18 protein-coding genes, 1 tRNA gene and 1 riboswitch are annotated in these 22490 nt (G+C 56.8%); of the genes, 17 read left to right on the top strand and 2 right to left on the bottom strand.

The features are described 5' to 3' along the window. Position 1: 1 nt before the first annotated feature. The 9 genes from surE to NOS26_RS01425 all read left to right on the top strand — a co-directional run bounded on the left by surE (position 2) and on the right by NOS26_RS01425 (position 10717). Positions 2-760, top strand: a complete 759-nt coding sequence (gene surE, locus NOS26_RS01465) for a 5'/3'-nucleotidase SurE (RefSeq protein WP_014014988.1) — start codon at positions 2-4, stop codon at positions 758-760. Next, a complete protein-coding gene (locus NOS26_RS01460; RefSeq protein ID WP_255917188.1) occupies positions 757-1143 on the top strand; it encodes a cytidine deaminase in 387 nt (128 codons plus the stop codon). The genes surE and NOS26_RS01460 overlap by 4 nt, the downstream gene beginning before the upstream one ends. 173 nt (positions 1144-1316) lie before the next feature. Continuing rightward, positions 1317-1404, top strand: a riboswitch (glycine riboswitch). A gap of 110 nt (positions 1405-1514) precedes the next feature. Next, positions 1515-2900, top strand: a complete 1386-nt coding sequence (locus NOS26_RS01455; RefSeq protein ID WP_054335833.1) for a sodium:alanine symporter family protein — start codon at positions 1515-1517, stop codon at positions 2898-2900. A gap of 101 nt (positions 2901-3001) precedes the next feature. After that, positions 3002-3085: transfer RNA gene (locus tag NOS26_RS01450), tRNA-Leu, on the top strand. A gap of 135 nt (positions 3086-3220) precedes the next feature. Next, entirely contained in the window at positions 3221-3724 is a 504-nt protein-coding gene (locus NOS26_RS01445) for a nitroreductase family protein (protein ID WP_014014985.1), read from the top strand. 232 nt (positions 3725-3956) lie between these two features. Beyond that, the gene (tatC, locus tag NOS26_RS01440) at positions 3957-4670 is read left to right on the top strand and encodes a twin-arginine translocase subunit TatC (RefSeq protein ID WP_014014984.1); all 714 of its coding nucleotides are present in this window, start codon (positions 3957-3959) and stop codon (positions 4668-4670) included. A 170-nt stretch (positions 4671-4840) separates the two neighbouring features. Further along, positions 4841-8275 carry a pyruvate carboxylase gene (locus NOS26_RS01435; RefSeq protein ID WP_022497904.1) on the top strand — a complete coding sequence of 1145 codons (3435 nt, stop codon included), beginning with the start codon at positions 4841-4843 and terminating at the stop codon, positions 8273-8275. A 150-nt stretch (positions 8276-8425) separates the two neighbouring features. After that, complete coding sequence (locus NOS26_RS01430) at positions 8426-9097, top strand: 2Fe-2S iron-sulfur cluster-binding protein (RefSeq protein ID WP_014014982.1); 672 nt, start codon at positions 8426-8428, stop codon at positions 9095-9097. Positions 9098-9106: 9 nt separating this feature from the next. Continuing rightward, the gene (locus tag NOS26_RS01425) at positions 9107-10717 is read left to right on the top strand and encodes an FAD-dependent oxidoreductase (protein ID WP_014014981.1); all 1611 of its coding nucleotides are present in this window, start codon (positions 9107-9109) and stop codon (positions 10715-10717) included. Positions 10718-10724: 7 nt separating this feature from the next. Here the strand turns inward: NOS26_RS01425 and NOS26_RS01420 are convergent, their stop codons facing one another. Further along, positions 10725-11939 (bottom strand): MFS transporter, encoded by a 1215-nt coding sequence (locus tag NOS26_RS01420; protein ID WP_014014980.1) that lies wholly within the window; start codon positions 11937-11939, stop codon positions 10725-10727. Between the two features lie 114 nt (positions 11940-12053). Here NOS26_RS01420 and NOS26_RS01415 point away from each other — a divergent pair, with 114 nt between their 5' ends. Genes NOS26_RS01415 through NOS26_RS01385 form a run of 7 tightly spaced genes read left to right on the top strand, consistent with a single transcriptional unit; the run spans position 12054 to position 19528 of the window. Further along, positions 12054-12986, top strand: a complete 933-nt coding sequence (locus NOS26_RS01415) for an ABC transporter permease (protein ID WP_014014979.1) — start codon at positions 12054-12056, stop codon at positions 12984-12986. Positions 12987-12988: 2 nt separating this feature from the next. Further along, positions 12989-13891 carry an ABC transporter permease gene (locus NOS26_RS01410; protein WP_014014978.1) on the top strand — a complete coding sequence of 301 codons (903 nt, stop codon included), beginning with the start codon at positions 12989-12991 and terminating at the stop codon, positions 13889-13891. After that, positions 13891-14883: an ABC transporter ATP-binding protein gene (locus tag NOS26_RS01405; protein ID WP_204904935.1), complete on the top strand. Its 993-nt coding sequence runs from the start codon at positions 13891-13893 to the stop codon at positions 14881-14883. The genes NOS26_RS01410 and NOS26_RS01405 overlap by 1 nt, the downstream gene beginning before the upstream one ends. Further along, positions 14880-15848 carry an ABC transporter ATP-binding protein gene (locus NOS26_RS01400; RefSeq protein ID WP_036202042.1) on the top strand — a complete coding sequence of 323 codons (969 nt, stop codon included), beginning with the start codon at positions 14880-14882 and terminating at the stop codon, positions 15846-15848. Before NOS26_RS01405 ends, NOS26_RS01400 begins: the two co-directional genes overlap by 4 nt. Next, positions 15845-17437, top strand: coding sequence for a peptide ABC transporter substrate-binding protein (locus tag NOS26_RS01395; RefSeq protein WP_255917187.1), 1593 nt, complete (start codon positions 15845-15847; stop codon positions 17435-17437). Before NOS26_RS01400 ends, NOS26_RS01395 begins: the two co-directional genes overlap by 4 nt. Before the next feature lie 4 nt (positions 17438-17441). After that, positions 17442-18371 (top strand): LD-carboxypeptidase, encoded by a 930-nt coding sequence (locus NOS26_RS01390; protein ID WP_255917186.1) that lies wholly within the window; start codon positions 17442-17444, stop codon positions 18369-18371. 20 nt (positions 18372-18391) lie between these two features. After that, a complete protein-coding gene (locus NOS26_RS01385) occupies positions 18392-19528 on the top strand; it encodes an amidohydrolase (protein WP_255917185.1) in 1137 nt (378 codons plus the stop codon). On the opposite strand, the gene NOS26_RS01380 is transcribed toward NOS26_RS01385, so the two are convergent. Continuing rightward, positions 19529-20884, bottom strand: coding sequence for an aspartate aminotransferase family protein (locus NOS26_RS01380; protein ID WP_255917184.1), 1356 nt, complete (start codon positions 20882-20884; stop codon positions 19529-19531). A 191-nt stretch (positions 20885-21075) separates the two neighbouring features. Here NOS26_RS01380 and NOS26_RS01375 point away from each other — a divergent pair, with 191 nt between their 5' ends. Further along, positions 21076-22209, top strand: coding sequence for a PucR family transcriptional regulator ligand-binding domain-containing protein (locus NOS26_RS01375; protein ID WP_255917183.1), 1134 nt, complete (start codon positions 21076-21078; stop codon positions 22207-22209). Positions 22210-22490: the final 281 nt, after the last annotated feature.

Here is a 22490-nt window from a genome sequence, read left to right as displayed (position 1 = left end):
TATGCATATTTTGTTGACCAATGATGACGGTTTGAAGGCCCCGGGCCTTCAGACGCTGAAACGGGAGCTGGCATCCCACGACTGCCGCCTGACTGTCGTTGCGCCCAATGGCCAGCGCAGTGCGGCGTCTCATTCCATGACGATCAATAAGGCCCTCTACTGCCGTGACGAATCGACGGTACCGGGAATCCGGGAAATCGCCGTGTCCGGTACACCTGTCGACTGCGTCAAGATGGCCATGGAATACTTCCTCAAAGACGACAAGCCGGACCTCATCATTTCCGGCATCAACGACGGCTACAACCTGGGCAGCGACGTCCTCTATTCCGGTACCGTCTCGGCCGCCATGGAAGGGCCTTACTACGGTCTGCCGGCCTTTGCCGTATCCATGCTGGGCATGACGGACGAACGCTGTGTCCAGACGGCTCACCTCGTCTGGGACCTGGTCCAGAAGCTCATCGTGAAAGGCCGCTTCCCGGGCATCGTCAACGTCAACGTGCCGCCTGAAGGCGATATCAGCCTGGACAATGTCCGCGTCGTGCCCCAGACGGTTCAGATCTATCACAACGTCATCGCTGAGAAACGCGACCTCGACGGCAGTGTCTGCTATCACATCGTCGGCGATATCGACATGACGACGGCTCCTGAGGACAGCGACGTCGCCTGCATCCGCCAGGGCCATATCGCTTTGACGCCGCTCAAATGGCAGCAGACGGCTGACCGGGTCATAGATCACTTGAAAGGATGTCTGTCCGTATGACCGATGAAGCCCTCATTGAAATTGCGAAACAATATCGCGCTCATTCGTACAGCCCGTATTCTCATTTTCCCGTCGGCGCCGCCGTCCTGACGGCGTCGGGGAAAGTATATGGCGGCTGCAACATCGAAAATTCCAGTTATCCCCTGGGCAACTGCGCCGAACGGACGGCTATTTTCAAGGCCGTATCCGAAGGGGAGCGGGACCTGGCGGCCATCGCCATCGTCGCCGATACGCCCGGCCCTTGTTCACCCTGTGGCGCCTGCCGGCAGGTTATGGCCGAATTTCAAATCCCCAAGGTCATCATGGCCAACCTGAAAGGGGAATGGTGCGTCGTCACTTTGGACCAGCTCCTGCCCTATGCCTTTTCGGACACTGATTTATAAAAAAAGTGCGCTGAATACGGACAAATTTCCGTAAAGGGCTTGCAATTTTTAAGAAGCCGGTTTATAATAACAATCACATCATACATATTGCGTGAACGAAACACACGGGAGAAGGCCTGGCCTACCGACGGAGTCAAACTCTCAGGTACCCCTCAGGGGGTGGGACCGTGTGTGGACACGACTCTGGAGAGTCCCGTTTGGGCGCCGAAGGTGCAAGGAAGTGATTCCTAATCTCTCAGGCAAAAGGACAGAGCTGGCAGAATGACCTTTCTTTTTTTTCTGCGACCCTTAGGACCTATCTTCAGAGTGATGATGATAGGTCTTTTTTTCATGTCATTATAATTACCATAACAAAAGGGGAGTATGAAAAGATGTTAGAAACGTTGAATGCCATTGATAGTTTTGTCTGGGGGCCGCCGTTGCTGGTCCTGCTCATCGGGACCGGCCTGATGCTGACTGTCCGTCTCCATTTGCTGCAAGTCTTCCGTCTGCCGAGAGCGCTGAAGCTCATCTTCACGGCTAAGAACCAGGGTGAAGGCGACGTAGACAGCTTCAAGGCTTTGTGCACGGCTTTGGCTGCTACGGTCGGCACGGGCAACATCGTCGGCGTCGCTACGGCTGTCCATGCTGGTGGTCCTGGGGCTATCTTCTGGATGTGGATGGCTGCTTTTGTCGGCATGGCCACGAAATACGCCGAAGGCTGTCTGGCTGTCAAATACCGTACGGTCGATAAGAACGGCGACATCGCCGGCGGCCCGATGTACTACATCGAAAACGGCTTGGGCAAGAAATACAAGCCCTTGGCTTTCTTGTTCGCCTTCTTCGGCGTCCTCGTCGCCTTCTTCGGCATCGGGACGTTCGCTCAGGTCAACTCCATCGTTGAAATCACGCGCCTGACGACGAGCATCCCCGTCGAATACACGGCTATCGTCTTGACCATCCTCGTCGCTGCCATCACCATCGGCGGCCTCCAGTCCATCGCCCGCGTCGCTTCCAAGATCGTCCCGGCCATGGCTGTCATCTATGTCGTTTCTACCGTCGCTTTCCTGGTCATCTTTGCCGATCAGATCCCGGCCGCTGTCGAACAGATCATCGTCAGCGCCTTCACGCCGACTGCCGCAGCTGGCGGCTTCCTCGGCGCTACGGTCTTAGTCGCTATGCGTAACGGCGTCGCCCGCGGCGTCTTCTCCAATGAATCGGGCTTGGGTAGTGCGCCTATCGTAGCCGCTGCTGCCAAGACGAAATGGCCGGCTGAACAGGGCCTCATTTCCATGACCGGTACCTTCATCGACACTATCATCATCTGCACCTTGACGGGCCTGGTCCTCGTCGTCAGCGGTGCCTGGATGGGCGACGTCAATGGCGCAGCCCTGACCAATGCCGCTTTCAACATGGCGTTCCCGGCTTACGGCAGCATTATCCTCTGCGTCGGCCTGACCTTGTTCGCTTTTACGACCATCCTCGGCTGGAACTATTACGGTGAACGCTGCGTCGAATACCTCGTCGGCGTCAAAGGCATCCTGCCGTACCGCATCATCTTCATCGCCCTCGTCGCCTGCGGCGCTTTCATCAAACTCGACGTCATCTGGGTCCTGGCTGATATCGTAAACGGCCTCATGGCTATCCCGAACCTCATCGCCCTCATCGGCCTCTCGGGCGTCGTCGTAGCCGAAACGAAGAAATACTTCGCTCATCTGAAGGAAGAAGAAATGGTCGTAGCCGAAGATTCGGAAGAAAAAGTCCCGGCTGGCCACTAAGTTAAAAAAAGTTCAAAAAAATACTTGACGATTCTGCTAGTTATGGTATAATTCTTCTTGTGCCAAGCACTGAAACACAAAGTGCCCGGCACAAGAGATATGCCGGGGTGGCGGAATGGCAGACGCACCTGACTCAAAATCAGGCGGGTAACACCGTGAGGGTTCAAGTCCCTCCCTCGGCACCAAGCAAAGAGGCTTGTCGCATACGCGACAAGCTTTTTTTTATCATTCGTGATGGAAGCCTCTCCAACTTCTTTTTCTTTCTATCTATATATGTTATAATAGAATAGACATATGATTATAGGAGGGAGTCGATTCACATGAATGAAATCTTTGCCAGACGGAGTATCCGTAAATTTTTACCGACCATGGTAGAAGATGAAAAGATAGAACAGTTACTGCGCGCCGGTATGGCCGCTCCTTCGGCTGGGAATCAGCAGCCTTGGGAATTTTACGTTGTCCGCGACAAACGGGTCATCCAGGACTTATCCCACTGCAGTCCCTATGCTGGCTGTGCTGCCGGTGCTTCCTTGGCCATCGTCGTCTGTTCCCGCGATGAAAACATGCGTTTCCCGGCTTTCGTCAATCTCGACCTCAGCGCAGCAGTTGAAAACATCCTGCTCGAAGCCGTCCACCTCGACCTCGGTGCCGTATGGCTCGGCGTCGCCCCGTATAAGGCCCGTGAAGTCCTCGTCCGCCGGTCCCTCGGCGTTCCCAAAGGCCTGACGCCTTTCGCCATCGTAGCCATGGGGTATCCCCAGGCCACAGCCGAAGACAAACCCCGCGAAGACCGCTACGATCCGTCCCGCGTACATTATGTATAGTTAGTTTGTAGTACAGCGTTTGTAGTTTGTAGCAGATGGGGCTGTCGCACGAAGGTTTTTGCCATCATGCGAGGCCCCGTTTACTTTATAGTTTGTAGCACAGAGTCTGTAGTTTGCAGAGAAAAACTTCAAATTTAAAGCCACCCTCTAGCAACTAACTGCTAGCCACTAACAACTTTAAAGGGCTTGTCGTCGTGCGACAAGCCCTTTTATGCACCTGAAAGGAAATCCCATGTCTGAAGAACGAGCTCCTATTACTTTTCACCTGGAGGAATTGCGGCGGCGCCTCATCGTTTGCTTCGCAGCCTGGCTCCTGGGCAGTATTATTTCCTATATATACGCCGAAGATATCATCGCCGTCCTTTCGGCTCCGGCCGGGAAATTGTATTTCCTCAATCCGGCAGAAGTCTTTTTTTCTTATTTAGAAGTCGCTGCCTTTACGGGTTTTCTCGGCACCCTGCCCATCCATTGTTATGAGTTCTGGCGCTTCCTGCGGCCGGCTCTGCGCGGTGGGGAAGTGACGACGGCCTTATGGTTCATCCCGTCGGCCCTGCTCTTATTTTACGGCGGTTCGGCCTTTGCCTTTTTCTGGGTCCTGCCGGCGGCAATCCAGTTCTTCATGGGTTTTGCCACGGTGTCGTTGCAGCCCATGTTCTCTCTCTCGGCGTATCTATCGTTTTTCATCGCCTTTCTCCTGCCTTTCGCCCTGGGCTTCGAACTGCCCCTGGTCCTCCTGGTCCTGTCCCGCCTGGGGCTGGTGACGGCGGCCATGCTGAAAGCCAAGCGCCGCGTCTTCATCCTCCTGGCCTTCATCTTTGCCGGCGTCGTATCGCCGACGACGGACATGTTCACCCAGACGTGCATTGCCATCCCGATGATTGTACTGTACGAAGGAACAATTATCGTCATCGGGATGACAGAAAGGAAAAGCAGCGGGAAGGACTGAAAAGGCCAGAAAAACATGACGTGTATACAGTATTTTTATAAATCCGCAGGGTGCGTCCCTTGTAATGTTTTCCTATTTTGTTATAATGAAGAAAGCGGTGAATGTATGGGAGTGGACATCTGTGCGTTTACCGGTCTTGACTTAATTTTTCTAAGCAGGAGGGTATTTTCATGAAAAAAATTCGTTCGGTTTTAGTTGCCAACCGCGGAGAAATCGCTATTCGTGTTTTCCGGGCTTGTAATGAACTGGGAATCCGTACCGTAGCTATTTATTCCAAAGAAGATTCGCTGTCCCTGCACCGTTTCCGTGCAGATGAATCGTATCTCGTCGGTGAAGGCAAAAAACCGGTAGATGCATATTTAGATATTGAAGATATTATCCGCATTGCTCATGAACATGACGTCGATGCCATCCATCCGGGCTACGGCTTCTTGTCTGAAAATGCGGACCTGGCCAAACGCTGTGAAGAAGAAGGCATTATCTTCATCGGTCCTAAAGTCGAACACCTCATCATGTTCGGCGATAAGATCAATGCCCGCATCCAGGCGAAGAAGGCCGGTATCCAGTACATCCCCGGCAGCGACGGCCCGGTCATGAACTATGCAGAAGTCGAAAAATTTGCCAAACAGGTCGGCTTCCCGATCATGCTGAAAGCTGTCAACGGCGGCGGTGGCCGCGGTATGCGTATGGTCGACCGCATGGCCGATCTCCGCGATGCCTACGACCGTGCTAAATCGGAAGCCAAACTGGCTTTTGGCAGCGATGAAATTTATTTGGAAAAATGCATCGTTAATCCGAAACACGTCGAAGTCCAGATCATGGGCGACGAACACGGCAATGTCATCCACCTCTTTGAACGCGACTGCTCTATCCAGCGCCGTCACCAGAAAGTCGTCGAAACGGCTCCGGCTTCGGCCCTGCCTGTCGAACTGCGCCAGAAGATCTGCAACGCAGCCTTGAAATTGATGAAGAACGTCCATTACGTCAATGCCGGCACTGTCGAATTTCTGGTCACGCCGGACGGTGAATTTTACTTCATCGAAGTCAACCCGCGCGTACAGGTCGAACATACCGTCACGGAAATGATTACGGGCATCGACATCGTACAGACCCAGATCAAAGTCGCTGAAGGCTATGCCCTGGACAGCGATGAAATCGGCATCAAGTCCCAGGACGACGTCCGCTGCCTGGGCGATGCCATCCAGTGCCGTATCACGACAGAAGACCCGATGAACAACTTCATGCCTGATTCGGGCAAGATCATGGTATACCGCAGCGGCGGCGGCTTCGGCGTCCGCCTCGACAGCGGCAATGCCTATACCGGCGCCATCATCACGCCGTACTACGATTCGCTGCTGGTCAAGACGACGACTTATGGCCTGACCCATAAAGAAGCCGCTCAGAAGATGCTCCGCGTCCTCAAGGAATTTCGTATCCGCGGCGTTAAGACCAACATCGGCTTCTTGATCAACGTCCTCAAGAGTCCGGAATTTATCGCTGGTACGTACAACGTCAACTTCATCGATGACCATCCGGAACTGTTCAACCTGCCCGTCGTCCAGGACCGTGGCACGAAGCTCCTCAAATATATCGGCGATACGACCATCAATGGCTATGCCGACGCCGGCCATCAGGATAAACCGGCTTTTGAAGCCTTGGAACTGCCGACACCTGTCGAAGGCGCTTATCCGGACGGGACGAAACAGAAATTCGATGCCATGGGACCGGAAAAATTCTCCCAGTGGATCAAGGAACAGCAGAAGGTCTTCTTCACCGATACGACCATGCGCGACGCCCATCAGTCCCTGTTCGCTACGCGCGTCCGTTCCATCGATATGCTCCGCGTCCTGGAAACGGCTTCCAAGAAACTTCCGAATCTCTTCTCCTATGAATGTTGGGGCGGCGCTACCTTCGACGTAGCTTATCGCTTCCTCTATGAAGACCCGTGGGTCCGCCTGCGCCAGATGCGCAAGAAAGCGCCGAACATCCTCTTGCAGATGCTCGTCCGCGGCGCCAATGCCGTCGGCTATACGAGTTATCCCGACAACGTCGTCAAGAACTTCATCGACTTGTCGGCTAAGAACGGCATCGACGTCTTCCGCGTCTTCGACAGCCTCAACAGCTTGGACAACATGTACGGCACTATCCAGGCCGTCCGGGAAAACAACAAACTGGCCGAAGTCGCCCTGTGCTACACGGGTGATATCCTCGACCCGTCCCGGGATAAATACGATTTGAAATACTACGTCAACATGGCGAAAGAATTGCAGAACGCCGGCGCCAACATCATCGCCATCAAGGATATGGCCGGCCTCTTGAAACCGGAAGCGGCATACCGCTTGGTATCGGCATTGAAAGATGCCGTCGACCTGCCAATCCATCTCCATACCCATGACGGTTCGGGTAATGCCATCTGCACGTATAACCGCGCTATCGACGCCGGTGTCGACATCGTCGACGTCGCTTATTCCGCCTTTGCCGGCGGCACGAGCCAGCCGAGCATGAGCACCTTGTACTACGCCTTGAGCGGCAAGGACCGCCAGCCGGACCTCGACGTCGATGCCATGGAAGAACTGTCCCGTTACTGGGCTACGGTCCGTCCGTACTACAAAGGCGTCGACAAAGCCGATGCTTATCCGAATACGGAAGTCTACCAGCATGAAATGCCGGGCGGCCAGTTCTCCAACCTGCGCCAGCAGGCGAAAGCTGTCGGCCTCGGTGACCGCTGGAATGAAATCAAGAAGATGTACCACACGGTCAGCATGATGTTCGGCGACATCATCAAAGTTACGCCGTCGTCGAAAGTCGTCGGCGACATGGCCTTGTTCATGGTCCAGAACAACCTGACCGAACAGGACGTTTACGATAAAGGCGACGTCCTCGACTTCCCGCAGTCCGTCGTCGAATTTTTCGAAGGCCGCATCGGTATTCCTTACCAGGGCTTCCCGGAAAAACTCCAGAAGATCGTCCTGAAAGGCAAGAAACCCTTGACGGAACGCCCGGGCAAGAGCCTGGCTCCTGTCGATTTCGAAGCGATCCGCCAGAAACTGACCGATGCCGGCTATAAGCACGAAGATGAAGACATCAACGCCTACTGCCAGTATCCGAAAGTCTTCAAGGACTTCAACGAAACGGTCAAGAAATACGGCGATGTCAGCGTTCTCGATACGCCGACGTTCTTCTTCGGCATGAAGAAAAACGAAGAAGTCCACGTTGAAATCGAAGAAGGGAAGGACCTCATCATCACCCTCATCAACATCAGTGATCCTGATGACAGCGGCGTCCGCACCATTACCTTCATGTTCAACGGCGCCGAACGTGAAATCCAGGTCCAGGACAAGAGCGTCGACATGAAGACCGTCACCCGCCGCAAGGCCGATCCGGACAAAGCCGGCGACATCGGGGCTACCTTGTCCGGCTCTGTCGTCAAAGTCCTGGTCACCAAGGGCCAGAAAGTCAAGAAAGGCGAACCGTTAGTCGTTACGGAAGCCATGAAGATGGAAACGACCATTACGTCGCCTATCGATGGCACGGTCGGCGAAATCTATGCTACCAAAGGCCAGGCCATCATCAGTGGCGACTGCCTGTTGGAAGTACTGGAATAATGTTTGAAGTATGATGTTTGATGTTTGAAGTGATGGTTTTAAATTAGCCCCTTCTACATCAAACATCAAACTTTCAACGTCAAACTTAAAAAGGGCTTGTCGTGTACGACAAGCCCTTTTGCCATTCATTCACAAAGGAGTTTTCTCATCATGAAAATGGTAACGGTCTATTTATTAGGCAAGAAATTTTCGGTCCCTGAAGATCTGACGATCATGCGGGCCATGGAATATTCCGGCTTCCGCCTCGTCCGGGGCTGCGGCTGCCGCAGCGGGTTCTGCGGGGCCTGTGCCGTCGTCTACCGCCTGCAGGGCCAGACGGAGACCCATTCGGCCCTGGCCTGTCAGACGAAAGTCGAAGACGGCATGTGCGTCGGCCGCCTGGAATCGTTCCCCATCAAGAAGCGGGATTACGATATGGAAGACCTGCCCGTTGCCGGCAACGTCGTCGGCCAGCTCTATCCGGAAATCTACAACTGCATCCATTGCAATGCCTGTACGCGGAACTGCCCTCAAGGCATACAGGTCATGAAATACATTGCCCTGGCCCAGCGCGGTGACTATGCCGGCTGTGCCAAGGAATCCTTCCGCTGTGTCTGCTGCAATATCTGTGCGGCCAGCTGTCCGGCCAAGATCAGTCACGGTGCCGTCGGCCTCCTGGCGCGGCGCCTCATGGGCAAGTACATCGCCAAGAAGAGCAAGCATCTGGAACAGCGCGTCCAGGCCATCGAGGAAGGCCAGTTCGCAGCCGACGTCCGGCATCTGATGGAAGCCGATGACGCCGAATTGCACCGCTTGTATGAATCGCGGGATATCGAGAAATAGGGGGACACTATGATCTATACAGAAGAAATGCGGGCTTCTCAGGCGCGGGTCGAAGCTACGCGGAATATCCGTTTGTCTGAAGAATTGCCGCGCTTCACGGCTGAAGAAAAGGGGGAACTCCTGCGCCAGTACCACCCGGATTACCATGAAGAAGGTTTTGCCGTCCTCACGGCGGGCCCGAACAAAGGCGATAAAGTGCCGAAAGAACTGGCAGCCCTCCTGCAGGGCAAGAGCCGCATGGATACGGCCGATGTCGACCTGGACCACATCCAGTTCGAGACGGACGTCCTGGTCATCGGCGGCGGCGGTGCCGGTGCCGCGGCGGCTATCGAAGCGGCCCGCCACGGCGCCCGGGTCCTCATGGCGACGAAACTGCGCCTGGGCGATGCCAATACGGGCATGGCTGAAGGCGGCATCCAGGCGGCGGACAAAGAAAACGATTCGCCGGCGGCCCATTATCTCGATGCCATCGGCGGAGGTCATTATAAGAATAAACCGGAACTCTTGGCCGAACTCGTCCTCCACGGGCCGGAAGCCATCCACTGGCTCAGTTCGCTGGGTGTCCTCTTTGACAAGGACAGCGACGGCTCCATGGTCACGACCCACGGCGGCGGCACGTCGCGCAAGCGCATGCATGCCTGCGGCGACTATACCGGTGCCGAAATCATGCGCGTCCTCCGCGATGAAGTGCGCAATGCCGGTGTCGACGTCGTCGAATATTCGCCGGCTGTCGAACTCCTCCTCGATGGGGAAGGGCAGGCGGCCGGTGCCGTCCTCTACGACTTCGATACGCACGAATACCACGTCGTCCGGGCCAAGAGCGTCATCATCGCCACGGGCGGTGCCGGGCGCCTTCATTATCAGGGCTTCCCCACGTCTAACCACTACGGCTCGACGGCAGACGGCCTGGTTATGGCCTATCGCGCCGGCGTGCCCCTCATCTATGCCGATGCCATTCAGTATCATCCGACCGGGGCGGCTTACCCGCCGCAGATCTACGGGGCCTTGGTGACGGAAAAGGTCCGCTCCCTGGGAGCCATGCTGGTCAATAAGAACGGCGAAGCCTTCCTCCATCCCTTGGAAACGCGTGATGTCGTAGCGGCAGCCATCATCCGCGAATGTCAGGAACGGGACAAGGGCATCTACGCCCTCCACGGTCCGGCTGTCTGGCTCGATACGCCCATGGTCGACCTCATCAATGGCGAAGGGACCATGGAAAAACGTCTGCCGGCCATGATCCACATGTACGAAAAATTCGGCATCGATATCCGCAAGCAGCCTATCCTGGTCTATCCGACCCTGCACTACCAGAACGGTGGTATCTGCATCGGTGCCAAGAGTGAAACGAAGATCCCCGGCCTCTATGCAGCTGGCGAGGACGTCGGCGGCATCCACGGGACGAACCGCCTCATGGGCAACAGCCTCCTGGACATCATCGTCTTCGGCCGCATTGCCGGCATGGAAGCGGCTTCTTACAGCCAGACGGCCCAGCCCGGCAAGGGGACCCTCGACCACGTCCGCCGTTTTGACCAGGAACGGGAAGCAGCGGGGATACACGACGATATCTTGTCGCCGAAGCTACTGCCCAATTACACCCACAACCGCGGCACGCGGGGCTAAGCCCGTCCTAGGCTTCGTGGAGCTGGCGGGCTTTGCGCTGGACGGCGAGGCTGATGAAGAGCAGCAGGGCGCCGGCGGCCAAGAAGACGTATTTCATGCCCAGGAAGGTGGCAATGACGCCGCCCAGGATGGGACCGCCCATGGCGCCAATCTGCTGGGCTGAGAACATGAGGCCGAAGACGCGGCCTTTGATGCTGGCACTGGTCTTTTCGGCTAAAATGGCGTTGATCGACGGATAGATACCGGAGAAGAAGAGGCCGATGGCGAACTGGCTGGCGGCAAAGGTGTACAGCGTGTCCGGGAGGGCCTGGACGAAGAAGAAGATCCCCGCCAGGACCAGGGACAATCGCAGGGCCTTGACGAAGCCGTGATGCTGGCCGAAGCGGCCCCACAGCGGCGCCGTGATGGCGCTGGAAAAACCGCTCATCGAGAAGATGAGGCCGGAAATGAAGACCAGGTTGTCCAAGTCGCCGGCCAGGTGGGAAATGTACGTCGTCAAGATGGGCTGGACGATGAGGATGACGACCTGGACCAGGGCGGCACTGACCAGCATCAGGCGGATGACGGGAATCTTCCAGAGACTGACCTTATCCCCTTCGCTGTCGGCGGCGCTGTCTGCGCCGGCTGTATCCGTCGGCGGTTCCTTGATGAAGAAGACCAGGACGATGAAGTTCAGGAACAGGGCGGCTGCGGCCAGGAAGAAGGACATGCGCATGCCGAAGACTTCGGCCAGGATACCGCCGAAGAGGGGGCCGATGATGCCGCCTGCCGTCAGGGCGCCCTGCATGATGCCCAGGCAGATGCCCAGTTTCTTCGGCGGCGCATAAATGGTCATGATGGCCAGTTCCATGGGCCACAGGCCCGAGGCGAAGCCCTGGAACATGCGCATGAAGGTCAGCTGCAGCGGCGACGTGACGATGCCGCCGAGGAAGTAGCTGATCGATAAGAGCAGGCTGGCCCGGATGGCCATGAGCCGCTTGCCCCGCCGGTCGGCCATGCGCCCCCAGATAGGTGCCATGACGGCGCTGACCAGGAAGGTCGATGAAAAGACGACGCCTGACCAGATATTGACGGAAGCGGCATCGACGCCTAATTCCCGGGTCAGATACATGGGCAGGAAGGGGATGAGCATGGTATAGCTCGAAGACATGAAGATGACATTGCAGGTTAGAATGGCTAAACAGAATTTCCAGTTCACATCGATCACCTTTCTCGTGTTCATTGTTAACGTGCTAACTTCTTATTATACGCCGCCTTTTTAGGGATTACAACTTGTCATGACAGAAGGGGAGCCTTATAATGAATAGTATCTATTTTGGAAAGGAAGGAACCTGAATTGGCCATTTACCTTGCAAAGCGCCTCCTCGGCGCCTGTGTCGTCTTATGGGCGATCATTACCATTACCTTTGGCCTCATGCACGCCATCCCGGGCGGCCCCTTTACCCAGGAAAAAAAGCTGCCGCCGGCCGTCATGGCGACCGTCGAAGCCCGATATCACCTCGACGAACCCTTGTGGTCCCAGTATGTCGACTACGTCCGCCATGCGGCCGTCCTCGATTTGGGCCCGTCTTATAAGTATCCCGGCAAGACCGTCAACGATATCATTGCCGAAACCTTCCCCGTGTCGGCTCAGCTGGGGATTATCAGCCTGCTCCTGGCCATCGGCGCCGGCGTCCTGGCCGGCATGGCGGCGGCCTGGTACAAGAATACCTGGATAGACTATGCCATGATGATCGGCGCCACGCTGGGCGTCTCCGTGCCCAGTTTCATCCTGGCGGCCGTCCTCATCCAGCTCTTCGCCTTTACCTGGCCCATCCTGCCGGCGGCGTTGTGGAAGGGGCCGGCTTACGTCATCCTGCCAGCCCTGGCCCTGGCAGCCCAGCCGACAGCTTTCATCATGCGCCTGACCCGGTCGAGCCTGCTCGATGCCCTGGGACAGGACTATATCCGCACGGCCCGGTCGCGGGGCATCGGCACGCGGTCCCTCATCTGCCGCCATGCTTTGCGCAACGCCCTGCTGCCCGTCGTCAGCTACATCGGCCCTTTGGCGGCGGCTCTCTTGACGGGGAGCTTCATCGTCGAGACGATCTTTGCCATTCCCGGCCTGGGGCGCCACTTCGTCACCAGTATCTATAACCGCGACTATACGGTCATTTTGGGCATTACGATTTTTTACAGTTTCCTCATCATGATGATGAATCTGCTCATCGATGTCATTTATCCGCTCTTGGACCCGCGGATTACCATAGATGGAAAGAAGGAGGGATGATGATGGATTTTACACCGCTTACGGCTGCGGACCGGACGGAACCGTATGTACCGCCGCAGACCCTGCGCGACCGGGGCTGGCGGCAGATGAAGAAGAACCGCCTGGCTTTATGGGGCCTGGCCATCGTCGTCATCATGAGCATCCTGGCCATTGCCGGTCCCTGGCTGGCACCGTATACCTATGCCGACCAGGATTTGACGGCTGCCAATGCCTGGCCGTCGGCTGCCCATTGGTTCGGCACCGATTCGTTGGGCCGGGATCTCCTGGTCCGCGTCCTCTATGGCGCCCGCATTTCCTTGTCCATCGGCCTCGTGGCCAGCTTGATCAACGTCTTCATCGGCGTCATCTACGGCGGCATTGCCGGCCTGGCTGGCGGTCGGACGGACCAGATCATGATGCACATCGTCGATATCCTCTATTCTATTCCCATGCTGCTCTATGTCATCTTGCTCATGGTCGTCTTTAAACCGGGCCTGCTCAATATCTACCTGGCCCTGGGCATTGCCTACTGGCTCAACATGGCCCGCATCGTCCGCGGCCAGATCCTCAGCCTGAAGCAGCAGGAATACGTCATGGCCGCCCGGTCCTGCGGGACGTCGACGTGGCACATCCTCTGCCGCCACATGATCCCCAACTGCGTCGGGCCGATCATCGTCACCCTGACCTTGTCCATTCCCGATGCCATTTTTACGGAAGCCTTTTTGAGCTTCATCGGCCTCGGCGTCTCGGCGCCCATGGCCAGCTGGGGTGTCCTGGCGTCTGAAGGTATCAACAGTATGCGTTCCTTCCCGTTCCAGCTCGTCTTTCCGGCCCTGGCCCTGTGCATTACCATGCTGGGCTTCATGTTCCTCGGCGACGGCCTGCGCGACGCCTTGGATCCGCAGAATCAGAAGGAGGGACGCTGATGCAAGCACTCTTAGAGGTTCGCCATTTAACCATTTCTTTCCATACCTACCGGGGCCTGCTGGAAGCCATTCATGACGTGTCGCTCACAGTCAATCCCGGCGAAACCGTCGGCATCGTCGGCGAGTCGGGCTGCGGCAAATCCGTCACGTCCCAGGCGGCCATGAAATTGCTGCCGGCAGAAGCGACGGAATATACGAGCGGTCAGATCCTCTGGGATGGCCGCGACGTCCTGCCGCTGTCGGAACAGAAGATGAATCACCTGCGCGGCCGCGACATGGCCATGATCTTCCAGGACCCCATGACGTCGCTCAATCCCGTCCTGACCATCGGGACCCAGCTCTGCGAGGGCATTGCCCTGCACCAGCACCTGGGGCGCAAAGCCTGTCAGGCCAAGGCCCTGGAACTGCTCAAAGCCGTCGGCCTGACGTCGCCGGAAAAGCGGCTCCACCAGTATCCCCATGAATTATCGGGCGGCATGCGCCAGCGCTGTCTCATCGCCATGGCCCTGTCCTGTTCGCCGCGGCTCCTCTTTGCCGACGAACCGACGACGGCCCTCGACGTGACGACCGAAGCCCAGGTCCTGGATGTTCTCAAGCGCCTCCAGGCTGAATTGGGCATGGCCGTCGTCCTCATCTCCCATAATCTCGGCGTCATCGCTCAGATGTGCCGCCGCATTTACGTCATGTATGCCGGCGTCGTCGTCGAAGAGGGGACGGCAGACGATATCTTTTATCGCCCGGCCCATCCCTATACGAAGGGCCTCTTGGCGTCTCTGCCGGATCCATCCCAGAAAGACAAGGCCCTGACCGGGATTCCCGGCCAGGCACCGGACTTATTCCACATGCCCCAGGGCTGCCGCTTCTATCCGCGCTGCCCCCGGGCCATGAAAGCCTGCATGGAAGCGGCCCCGCCGCGGGAAGAAGCCGGGCCGGGCCATTACTACCGGTGCTGGCTGGCCCAGGCCGCAGCGGCAAAGGAGGCATTGCCATGACCCTCATTGAAGCAAAACATATTAGCAAGGATTTCGTCGTCCAGCGGGACTGGCTGGGCCGGCCGAAAAAGGTCCTGACCGCCGTCCACGATTTGTCCCTGACCATCGGTGAAGGGGAGACGGTCGGCCTCGTCGGCGAATCGGGCTGCGGCAAGTCGACCTTCGCCCGGACTTTGCTGGGCTTATACGCCAAGACGGGCGGCACTATTTCTTATAAGGGGAAAGATGTCTCTGACGCCGCCGTCGGCCGCGATTATCGCCGCCATGTCCAGATGATTTTCCAGGACCCCTATGCTTCGCTGGACCCGCGCATGACCGTTGAAGATATCATCAGCGAGCCTTTGCGCAACTATCACCTCTGTGCCGATGACGGCCAGCGGCGCCAGCGCGTGGCGTCCTTACTGGAACAAGTCGACATGCGGCCTGAAGCGGCCCAGCGTTATCCCCATGAGTTCAGCGGCGGCCAGCGCCAGCGCATCGGCATTGCCCGGGCTCTGGCCGTCGATCCGGAATGTGTCTTTTGTGATGAGCCCATTTCGGCCCTCGACGTATCCGTCCAGGTCCAGATCGTCAACATGATGCAGCGCCTGCAGCAGGAACGGGGCCTGTCCTATTTGTTCATAGCCCACGACCTGGCCATGGTCCATCACATGAGCCGCCGCATGGGTGTCATGTATTTAGGGCGCCTCGTCGAACTGGGGCCGGGCGACGCCGTCTTCCACGACCCGCTCCATCCCTATACGCAGATGCTCATCGCCTCGGTGCCCCGGCCGGACCCGCATTACCGCCGCCGGACCATCGTCTGCGGTGAAGTGCCGAGCCCCCTCGATTTGCCGAAAGGCTGTGTCTTCCATCCGCGCTGTCCCTATGCCGATGAAGTCTGCCGCCTCGATGTGCCTCATTTCCGACAGGTTTCGGACGACCGTTTCGTCGCCTGTCACCATGCGAGAGGGGGCAGACGATGAAAAAGATATGTTTACTCCTGACCTGTCTGTTGGCGGCCGTCCTGTTCAGCGGCTGCGGCATCCAACATCCCGATACGGTCAGCTATGTCCTGGAAGCGGAACCGTCGCGGCTGGACCCGGCCATGACGACGGCTCTCGTCGAAAGCAATACGGAATTGCAGATTTTTGAAGGCCTGACCCGCCTCGATGATGACGATGTCCCTCAGCCGGCCCTGGCCGAAAGCTGGGACATTTCACCCGATGGCAAGACCTATACCTTCCACCTGCGTCCAGGCATCGAATGGAGCGATGGCACGCCGATTACGGCAGGCGACCTGGAATATTCCTGGAAGCGCGTCGTCGATCCCGACGTGGCTTCGGAAAATGCCTATATGCTCTTTTGCATCGACAAGGCCGAAGACTATTTCAACAAGAAAGCCTCAGCCGATGAAGTCGGCGTCAAAGCCGTCGATGACCAGACCCTGGTCGTCCATTTGAAAGAGCCGACGCCATATTTTCTCAACCTGACGGCCTTCCACTGTTATTATCCCGTGCCGCGCCAGCTCGTCGAAGCCAAGCCCGATACGTGGGCTGCCGATGCCGACGGCATGATCTGCAATGGCCCTTATAAAATCGTATCCTGGAACCATTCCAGCGAAATCAAGCTGGTCAAGAACGACCGCTATTGGGATGCCGATTCGGTCATCCTGGACCACATCGACTTCCCCATCAGTGACTCCCAGGCGACGCGCCTGACCCTGGTCGAAAGCAATCAAGCCAATATGACTGTCGAACCGCCGCCGGCTGACCAGGAACGGCTGGAAAAGCTGGGCCTCTATAAGATCGCCCCTTATCTCGGTGCCTATTATTACGTCTTCAATGTCCAGAAAAAGCCCTTTGACGACGTCCGCGTCCGCAAAGCCTTTGCCCTGGCCGTCCAGCGGGAAAGCCTGATGAAGTACATCGTCCGCGGCGAAAAGGAAGCGGCTTATGCCTGGGTCCCGCCGGGACTGAAAGATAAGGCCACAGGCCGCGATTTCCGTAAGGAAGGGGGCAACCTCATCAGCGAGGACCCGGCTAAAGCCCGGCAGTTCTTGAAAGAAGCCGGTTACGACGACTCGCATCCTCTGCCGGAAGTGACGCTCCTCTTCAACACCAATGAAATGCACAAGGCCGTCGCCGAAGCGTTGCAGGCCATGTGGAAAGAAAATCTCGGCGTCGACGTCCATATCACCAACCAGGAATCGAAAGTCTTCATGGCCACCCGTGCCCAAGGCGACTATCAGCTGGCCCGGGCTTCGTGGATCGCCGACTACATCGATCCCATGACCTTCCTCGACGTCTTTGCCGACGACGAAAATGACGCCCAGTATCACAACCCGGCCTACAACGCCCTCATCGCCAAGGCCAAAGCCAGCAACGATGAACGCCAGCGCATGGCCTATCTCCATGAAGCGGAACAGCTGCTCTTCGACGACTGCGTCATCATCCCCTTGTATTACACGACCCAGCCCTATGTAGCCCAGCCGTACATCAAAGGCTATCACTGGTCGCCGCTGGGACTGGTCGACTTCAAGAAAGCCTATATCGATGAAACAGAAAGGAAGTAGCCTTATGGAGTATACCTATGCAGCCCCTTTACAGCCTGGCGACACCATTGCCGTCGTCGCCCCGTCTTCGACCCTGGCCGGCGCCGATGTGACCAAGGGCCTCGTCTTTCTGCGCTCTCTCGGCTATGAATTGAAAATCGGGAAATCCGTATCCGCCTTTGACGGCTATCTGGCCGGCCCCGACAGGCTGCGGGCCGCCGATATCAACGACGCCTTTGCCGACGACACCGTCAAGGCCATCGTCTGCCTGCGCGGTGGCTACGGCGCGACGCGCATCCTGCCGCTTTTGGATTATGACCTCATTGCGGCGCACCCGAAACTGTTCGTCGGTTTCAGCGACATTACGGCCCTGCATACGGCCTTCCTCCAGCGTTGCGGCTTCTGTCCCATCCACGGGACGATGGTCATGTCCCTCGGACGCGATGCTTCGGAATATACGAAAGAACAGTTCGCCTATGGCCTGCAGCACCCCTATGAAGCGCGGGAATTGCCCTTGCCGCCGGATTGTTCCCCGAAAACGCTCGTTCCCGGTGCCGTCACGGGTCCCCTGGTCGGGGGTAATATGATGCTCCTGTCCGTCCTCATGGGCACGCCCTATGCCATCGACCCGCCGGCCGGGGCCATCCTCTGCCTGGAAGAAGTCGGTGAAGATGCCTATGCGCTAGACCGCATGCTCTGCCAGTTCGAGGAAGCGGGCCTCATCGACCGCGTCCGGGCCATTGCCTTTGGCGAATTTTATCACTGCGGCCCCGAAGAAAAGGCCCCTTACGAATGGACCGTCAAAGAAGTCCTGCGGGCTTATGCCAAGAAATGGGGCAAGCCGGCTGTCATGGACCTGCCTTTCGGCCACGGTGCCGACAACACCTGGCTGCCCCTGGGGCAGAGGGCCGGCCTCGAAGCCCGGCTGGACGGCGTGCGCTTTACTTTACTGTAATTTGAATAGGAGAGGATTCCATGGAATATAAAGAATTGAAAGACCAGGCCTGCCACTATGTGGATGAATTGAAGCCGGTCATCTACGGTATTGCCGACGCCCTTCACGACCACCCGGAAACGGGCATGAACGAAGTCTTCGCTTCGACGACGCTGAAAAAAATCTTGCAGGACCACGGCTTTGCCATCGACAATCCCGTCGCCGATGCCTTTCCGACGGCCTTTCACGCTGTCTGCGGCAACGGTCCGTTCCAGATGGGCTTTTTGGCCGAATACGATGCCCTGCCGGAAATCGGCCATGGCTGCGGCCACAACCTCATCGCGGCCATGAGCGTCGGCGCAGCCCTGGCCTTTGCCAAAGCGGCCGGTACGAAGGCGACGGTCCATGTCTACGGCTGTCCGGCTGAAGAAACGGTGGGTAGCAAGGTCTATATGAGCGAACACGGCGTCTTCGACGGCCTGGAAGCGGCGGTCATCGTCCATCCTGGTACGGATCAGACGTATATCGGCGGCACGTCTTATGCGACGCACCCCCTGCAGTTCACCTTCCTCGGCAAGGCAGCCCACGTGGCCGATGCCACCTATCACGGCGTCAATGCCCTCGACGCCCTCGTCGATTTCTACGGCCGCCTGAAAGCCTATGAAAAAACCCTGACCGAACGCCATATCATCGGCGCCATCATCACCGAAGGCGGGACGGCTCCCAACATCATCCCCGACCGGGCCGTCCTCAAAGCGACTATCCGGGCCTTGAAGGTGGAATACCTGGAAGAAAAGATGCTGCCGGACATAAAAAAAATCGCCCGTGACGTCGCCGACGCACACGGAGCGAAAGTGGAAATGGTCCATTATGAACCGCTCTATAAAAATATGATCAATGACCCCAAGATGGACGTTTACTTTGCCGACGCCTTCAACCAGCTCTATGAAGAATTTGGCGTCCGCGACGACGATTATGCCGAAGGCTCGACGGACGTAGGCAATGTCAGCCAGGTCACGCGGGTCAGCCAGCCGGAAATCTGCATCGGCTACGACATCAATGCCCATACCAAAGAATTTGCCCAAGCCGCGGGCAGCGACCTGGGCAAGATGCAGGCATTGACGGGCGCCAAGGCCATGGCTATGGTCGCCCTCGATGTCATGGGAGAGAAGTACTGATTATTTCGTGCAGGTAAGGATAGCCTGTTCCAGAATATCCAGGCCGGCATCGAGCTGGGCGTCGGTGACGACGAGGGGGCAGAGGAAGCGGATGACATTGTCGTAAATGCCGCAGTTTTCCATGATCAGGCCGTGCTGGGCAGCTTCCTTGATGACGGCTGTGACCAGTTCCGGATAGGGTTCCTTGCCGGCTTTGTCGTGGACAAATTCCAGGCCGAGCATAGCGCCTAAGCCGCGGTAATCGCCGATGACGTCGTATTTCTGTTTCCACTGTTCATAGCGGGCACAGACTTTTTTGCCGATTTCCAGGGCCCGGTCTGCCAAGTGGTCCCGTTCCATGATTTCAATGACTTTCAGAGCCGAAGCGCAGGCCAGGGCGTTGCCGCCGAAGGTACCGCCGATGACGCCGGCCGGGACGGATTCCATGATTTCTTCGCGGGCTACGACGGCGCCGAGGGGAACGCCGCCGCCGATAGATTTGGCTGTGGCGATGATATCAGGCGGGCAGCCGGCTTCTTTCCAGTATTCTGTAGCCAACATGCGGCCCGTACGGCACCAGCCAGTTTGGACTTCGTCGGCAATGAGCAAGATGCCGTTGTCATCGCAGACTTTGCGCAGCGCTTTGATCCAAGGGATAGGCGCTGGGATGAAGCCGCCTTCGCCTTGGAGCGGTTCGACGACAATGGCTGCGACGTATTCGGCCGGCGAGGAATACATGAAGACTTCCTTCAGGGAATTCATGTAGAATTCCAGCGCTTCGTCGTCACTCATGCCAGCCGGTTTACGGTAAAGATAAGGGAATTCGGCACGGTATACACCGTCCGGGAAAGGCCCCATGCCACGGGCGTAGGCTTTTTTTGCCGTCATAGCCATGGTCATGAGCGTGCGGCCGTGGAAGGCGCCGGAGAAGACGATGATATTCGGCCGTTTCGTATAGGCTTTAGCGACTTTGACGGCATTTTCGTCGGCTTCGGCACCGCTGTTGATGAAGAATGACCGCTTTTTATCGCCTTTGACGGGAGCGATGGCATTGAGCTTTTCTGCTAAGGCAACATAGCCTTCGTGGGTGACGATATTGGCCATGGCGTGGAAATAGTTACCGGCCTGGTCCTGGACGGCTTTGACGACTTCCGGCTGAGAATAACCGATGTTCAAGACACCGACGCCACCGACCCAATCGAGGAAATAGTTGCCGTCCACGTCTTCGAACATAGCGCCTTCACCGCGTTTGATGACCGTCGGATAGATGGTGCCGATGGCATCGGGAATGGCCTGACGGCGGCGGGCTAATACGGCAGCGGCTTTCGGGCCGGGAACCGTCTGGGTAACGATTTTCGGTAATTCATCTTTTAACATAATGTCTCCCCCTTATGACAATTAGAATGTAAAATCTTAGGTTAATTTGCTGATACTAAAGAATTTACATAGATAAACTTAAATGATACGTAAATTATACGTTTAATGATTAAAAACGGCAATGAGCCGGGGAACCAAAGTTAAAAGAGAGATACTGTGCTGGCAGCACAAGAAGAGTGGGGGGATGACCGATGTCTCTATCCATCGATCGGCTTTATAAACAGGATGAAAACAAATATAAACTGGAACTCCTGGCCGGCCGTCAGGGGCTGAGCCATGACGTCGCCTGGGTCCAGGTCATGGAAGATGCGGACTATGGTACTTTCTTGCGGCCCCATGCCTTCATCTTTACGACGGGCCTGGCCAGCCACGGCGACCCGCACTGGCTGGAGGCCTTCGTCGACGCCCTGCTGGCGGCCGATGCGGCAGGACTCGTGGTCAATACGGGGAAATATCTCCTGGCGTCGGACATTACGGACGCCTTGAAGGACCGCTGTGATGCGGCGGCTTTCCCGTTGTTTACCCTGCCCTGGGAAGTGCGGCTGGCAGACATTACCCAATCCTTCTTGTCGTCCCTCTTCTTGACCCACCGCGAAGAATACCGGGCCATTACGGCCTGGAAGGAATTTCTCTTCGGCGTCCAGGGCTCGTCGGTCCTGACGGAACTGGCCTTGACCGGATGGAAAGAAGAGGGGCCGTATACGGCCCTGGTCCTGGCCGGCGCCGATGCCGATGCGTCTTTTTTAGCCGATAGCAAGTCCTTTCTCAATGGCTTGGGTCAGCCGTACTTTATATTTCCTTATAAGGACACCGTCGTCCTGCTCCTGCAGGGAGAACTGCCAGCAGCTCTCGTTGCCTGGCTCAAAGGCCATGAACAGCTGGTGACGGGGCAGGGAGTGACGGCACCTGACTTAAAAGCCCTGCCGGACAGCTGCCGCCAGGGGCAGCAGGCCCTCATCTGGGGGCGCCTCCACCAGCAGTCCTGGTGCTATTTTGGGGCCCTCGGCGCTTATGCCCTCTTCTTTTCCCAGCCCGATGACCAGGTGCTGCACGTCCTTCATGACCGGGCCCTGGGAGCCTTACTGGCTTACGATGAAGGACACCAGTCCAGCCTGTATGAAACGCTGGAAGCCTACCTCTGCCATGACGGCAGCTTGAAGGGAACAGCGGCCCAACTCTATACCCATCGCAATACCGTAGCCTATCGCATCCATAAGGCGGAAAAACTCATCCCTTATGACCTGAACGATTGGGAACAGCGATTCACGGTCTTCCTGGCCTGCCATATCCATCGTTATTTTGAAATTCTGAAAAATAACCATTGACTTTTGTCGGGGAAGATGGTATTATATAGAAACCAGCTGTACTGGAGCGGACGAAACGAATTAAAAAAGATTCAAATTAGTTCTTGACAAAGTATTCACAGTTTGGTAAGATATACAAGTCGCCGCGATAAACGACGACAACGATGACCTTTGAAAACTGAACAATGAACTGAATGAACGCCAGAGTGTGGGTTATGCTTACACTTTCGTGTGAGGATAACACCAATCAATTCAATAGTTTGAGTTTTGCACTACAAAGTGCAAGCTACAAACTATCACTT

This window comes from Megasphaera sp. SC8-1, assembly GCF_024436295.1.
GTDB classification, from domain to species: Bacteria; Bacillota; Negativicutes; order Veillonellales; family Megasphaeraceae; genus Megasphaera; species Megasphaera elsdenii.
This window is presented reverse-complemented; position numbering and strand designations above follow the sequence as displayed.

Excerpts from the sequence above, each read along its gene's own strand:
- NOS26_RS01425 (WP_014014981.1), top strand. The coding sequence starts at position 9,107 with ATGATCTATACAGAAGAAATGCGGGCTTCTCAGGCGCGGGTCGAAGCT.
- NOS26_RS01460 (WP_255917188.1), top strand. The coding sequence starts at position 757 with ATGACCGATGAAGCCCTCATTGAAATTGCGAAACAATATCGCGCTCAT.
- NOS26_RS01420 (WP_014014980.1), bottom strand. The coding sequence starts at position 11,939 with ATGAACACGAGAAAGGTGATCGATGTGAACTGGAAATTCTGTTTAGCC.
- NOS26_RS01435 (WP_022497904.1), top strand. The coding sequence starts at position 4,841 with ATGAAAAAAATTCGTTCGGTTTTAGTTGCCAACCGCGGAGAAATCGCT.
- NOS26_RS01380 (WP_255917184.1), bottom strand. The coding sequence starts at position 20,884 with ATGTTAAAAGATGAATTACCGAAAATCGTTACCCAGACGGTTCCCGGC.
- surE (WP_014014988.1), top strand. The coding sequence starts at position 2 with ATGCATATTTTGTTGACCAATGATGACGGTTTGAAGGCCCCGGGCCTT.
- NOS26_RS01445 (WP_014014985.1), top strand. The coding sequence starts at position 3,221 with ATGAATGAAATCTTTGCCAGACGGAGTATCCGTAAATTTTTACCGACC.
- NOS26_RS01400 (WP_036202042.1), top strand. The coding sequence starts at position 14,880 with ATGACCCTCATTGAAGCAAAACATATTAGCAAGGATTTCGTCGTCCAG.
- NOS26_RS01390 (WP_255917186.1), top strand. The coding sequence starts at position 17,442 with ATGGAGTATACCTATGCAGCCCCTTTACAGCCTGGCGACACCATTGCC.
- NOS26_RS01455 (WP_054335833.1), top strand. The coding sequence starts at position 1,515 with ATGTTAGAAACGTTGAATGCCATTGATAGTTTTGTCTGGGGGCCGCCG.
- NOS26_RS01410 (WP_014014978.1), top strand. The coding sequence starts at position 12,989 with ATGGATTTTACACCGCTTACGGCTGCGGACCGGACGGAACCGTATGTA.
- NOS26_RS01430 (WP_014014982.1), top strand. The coding sequence starts at position 8,426 with ATGAAAATGGTAACGGTCTATTTATTAGGCAAGAAATTTTCGGTCCCT.
- NOS26_RS01405 (WP_204904935.1), top strand. The coding sequence starts at position 13,891 with ATGCAAGCACTCTTAGAGGTTCGCCATTTAACCATTTCTTTCCATACC.
- NOS26_RS01395 (WP_255917187.1), top strand. The coding sequence starts at position 15,845 with ATGAAAAAGATATGTTTACTCCTGACCTGTCTGTTGGCGGCCGTCCTG.
- tatC (WP_014014984.1), top strand. The coding sequence starts at position 3,957 with ATGTCTGAAGAACGAGCTCCTATTACTTTTCACCTGGAGGAATTGCGG.
- NOS26_RS01375 (WP_255917183.1), top strand. The coding sequence starts at position 21,076 with ATGTCTCTATCCATCGATCGGCTTTATAAACAGGATGAAAACAAATAT.
- NOS26_RS01385 (WP_255917185.1), top strand. The coding sequence starts at position 18,392 with ATGGAATATAAAGAATTGAAAGACCAGGCCTGCCACTATGTGGATGAA.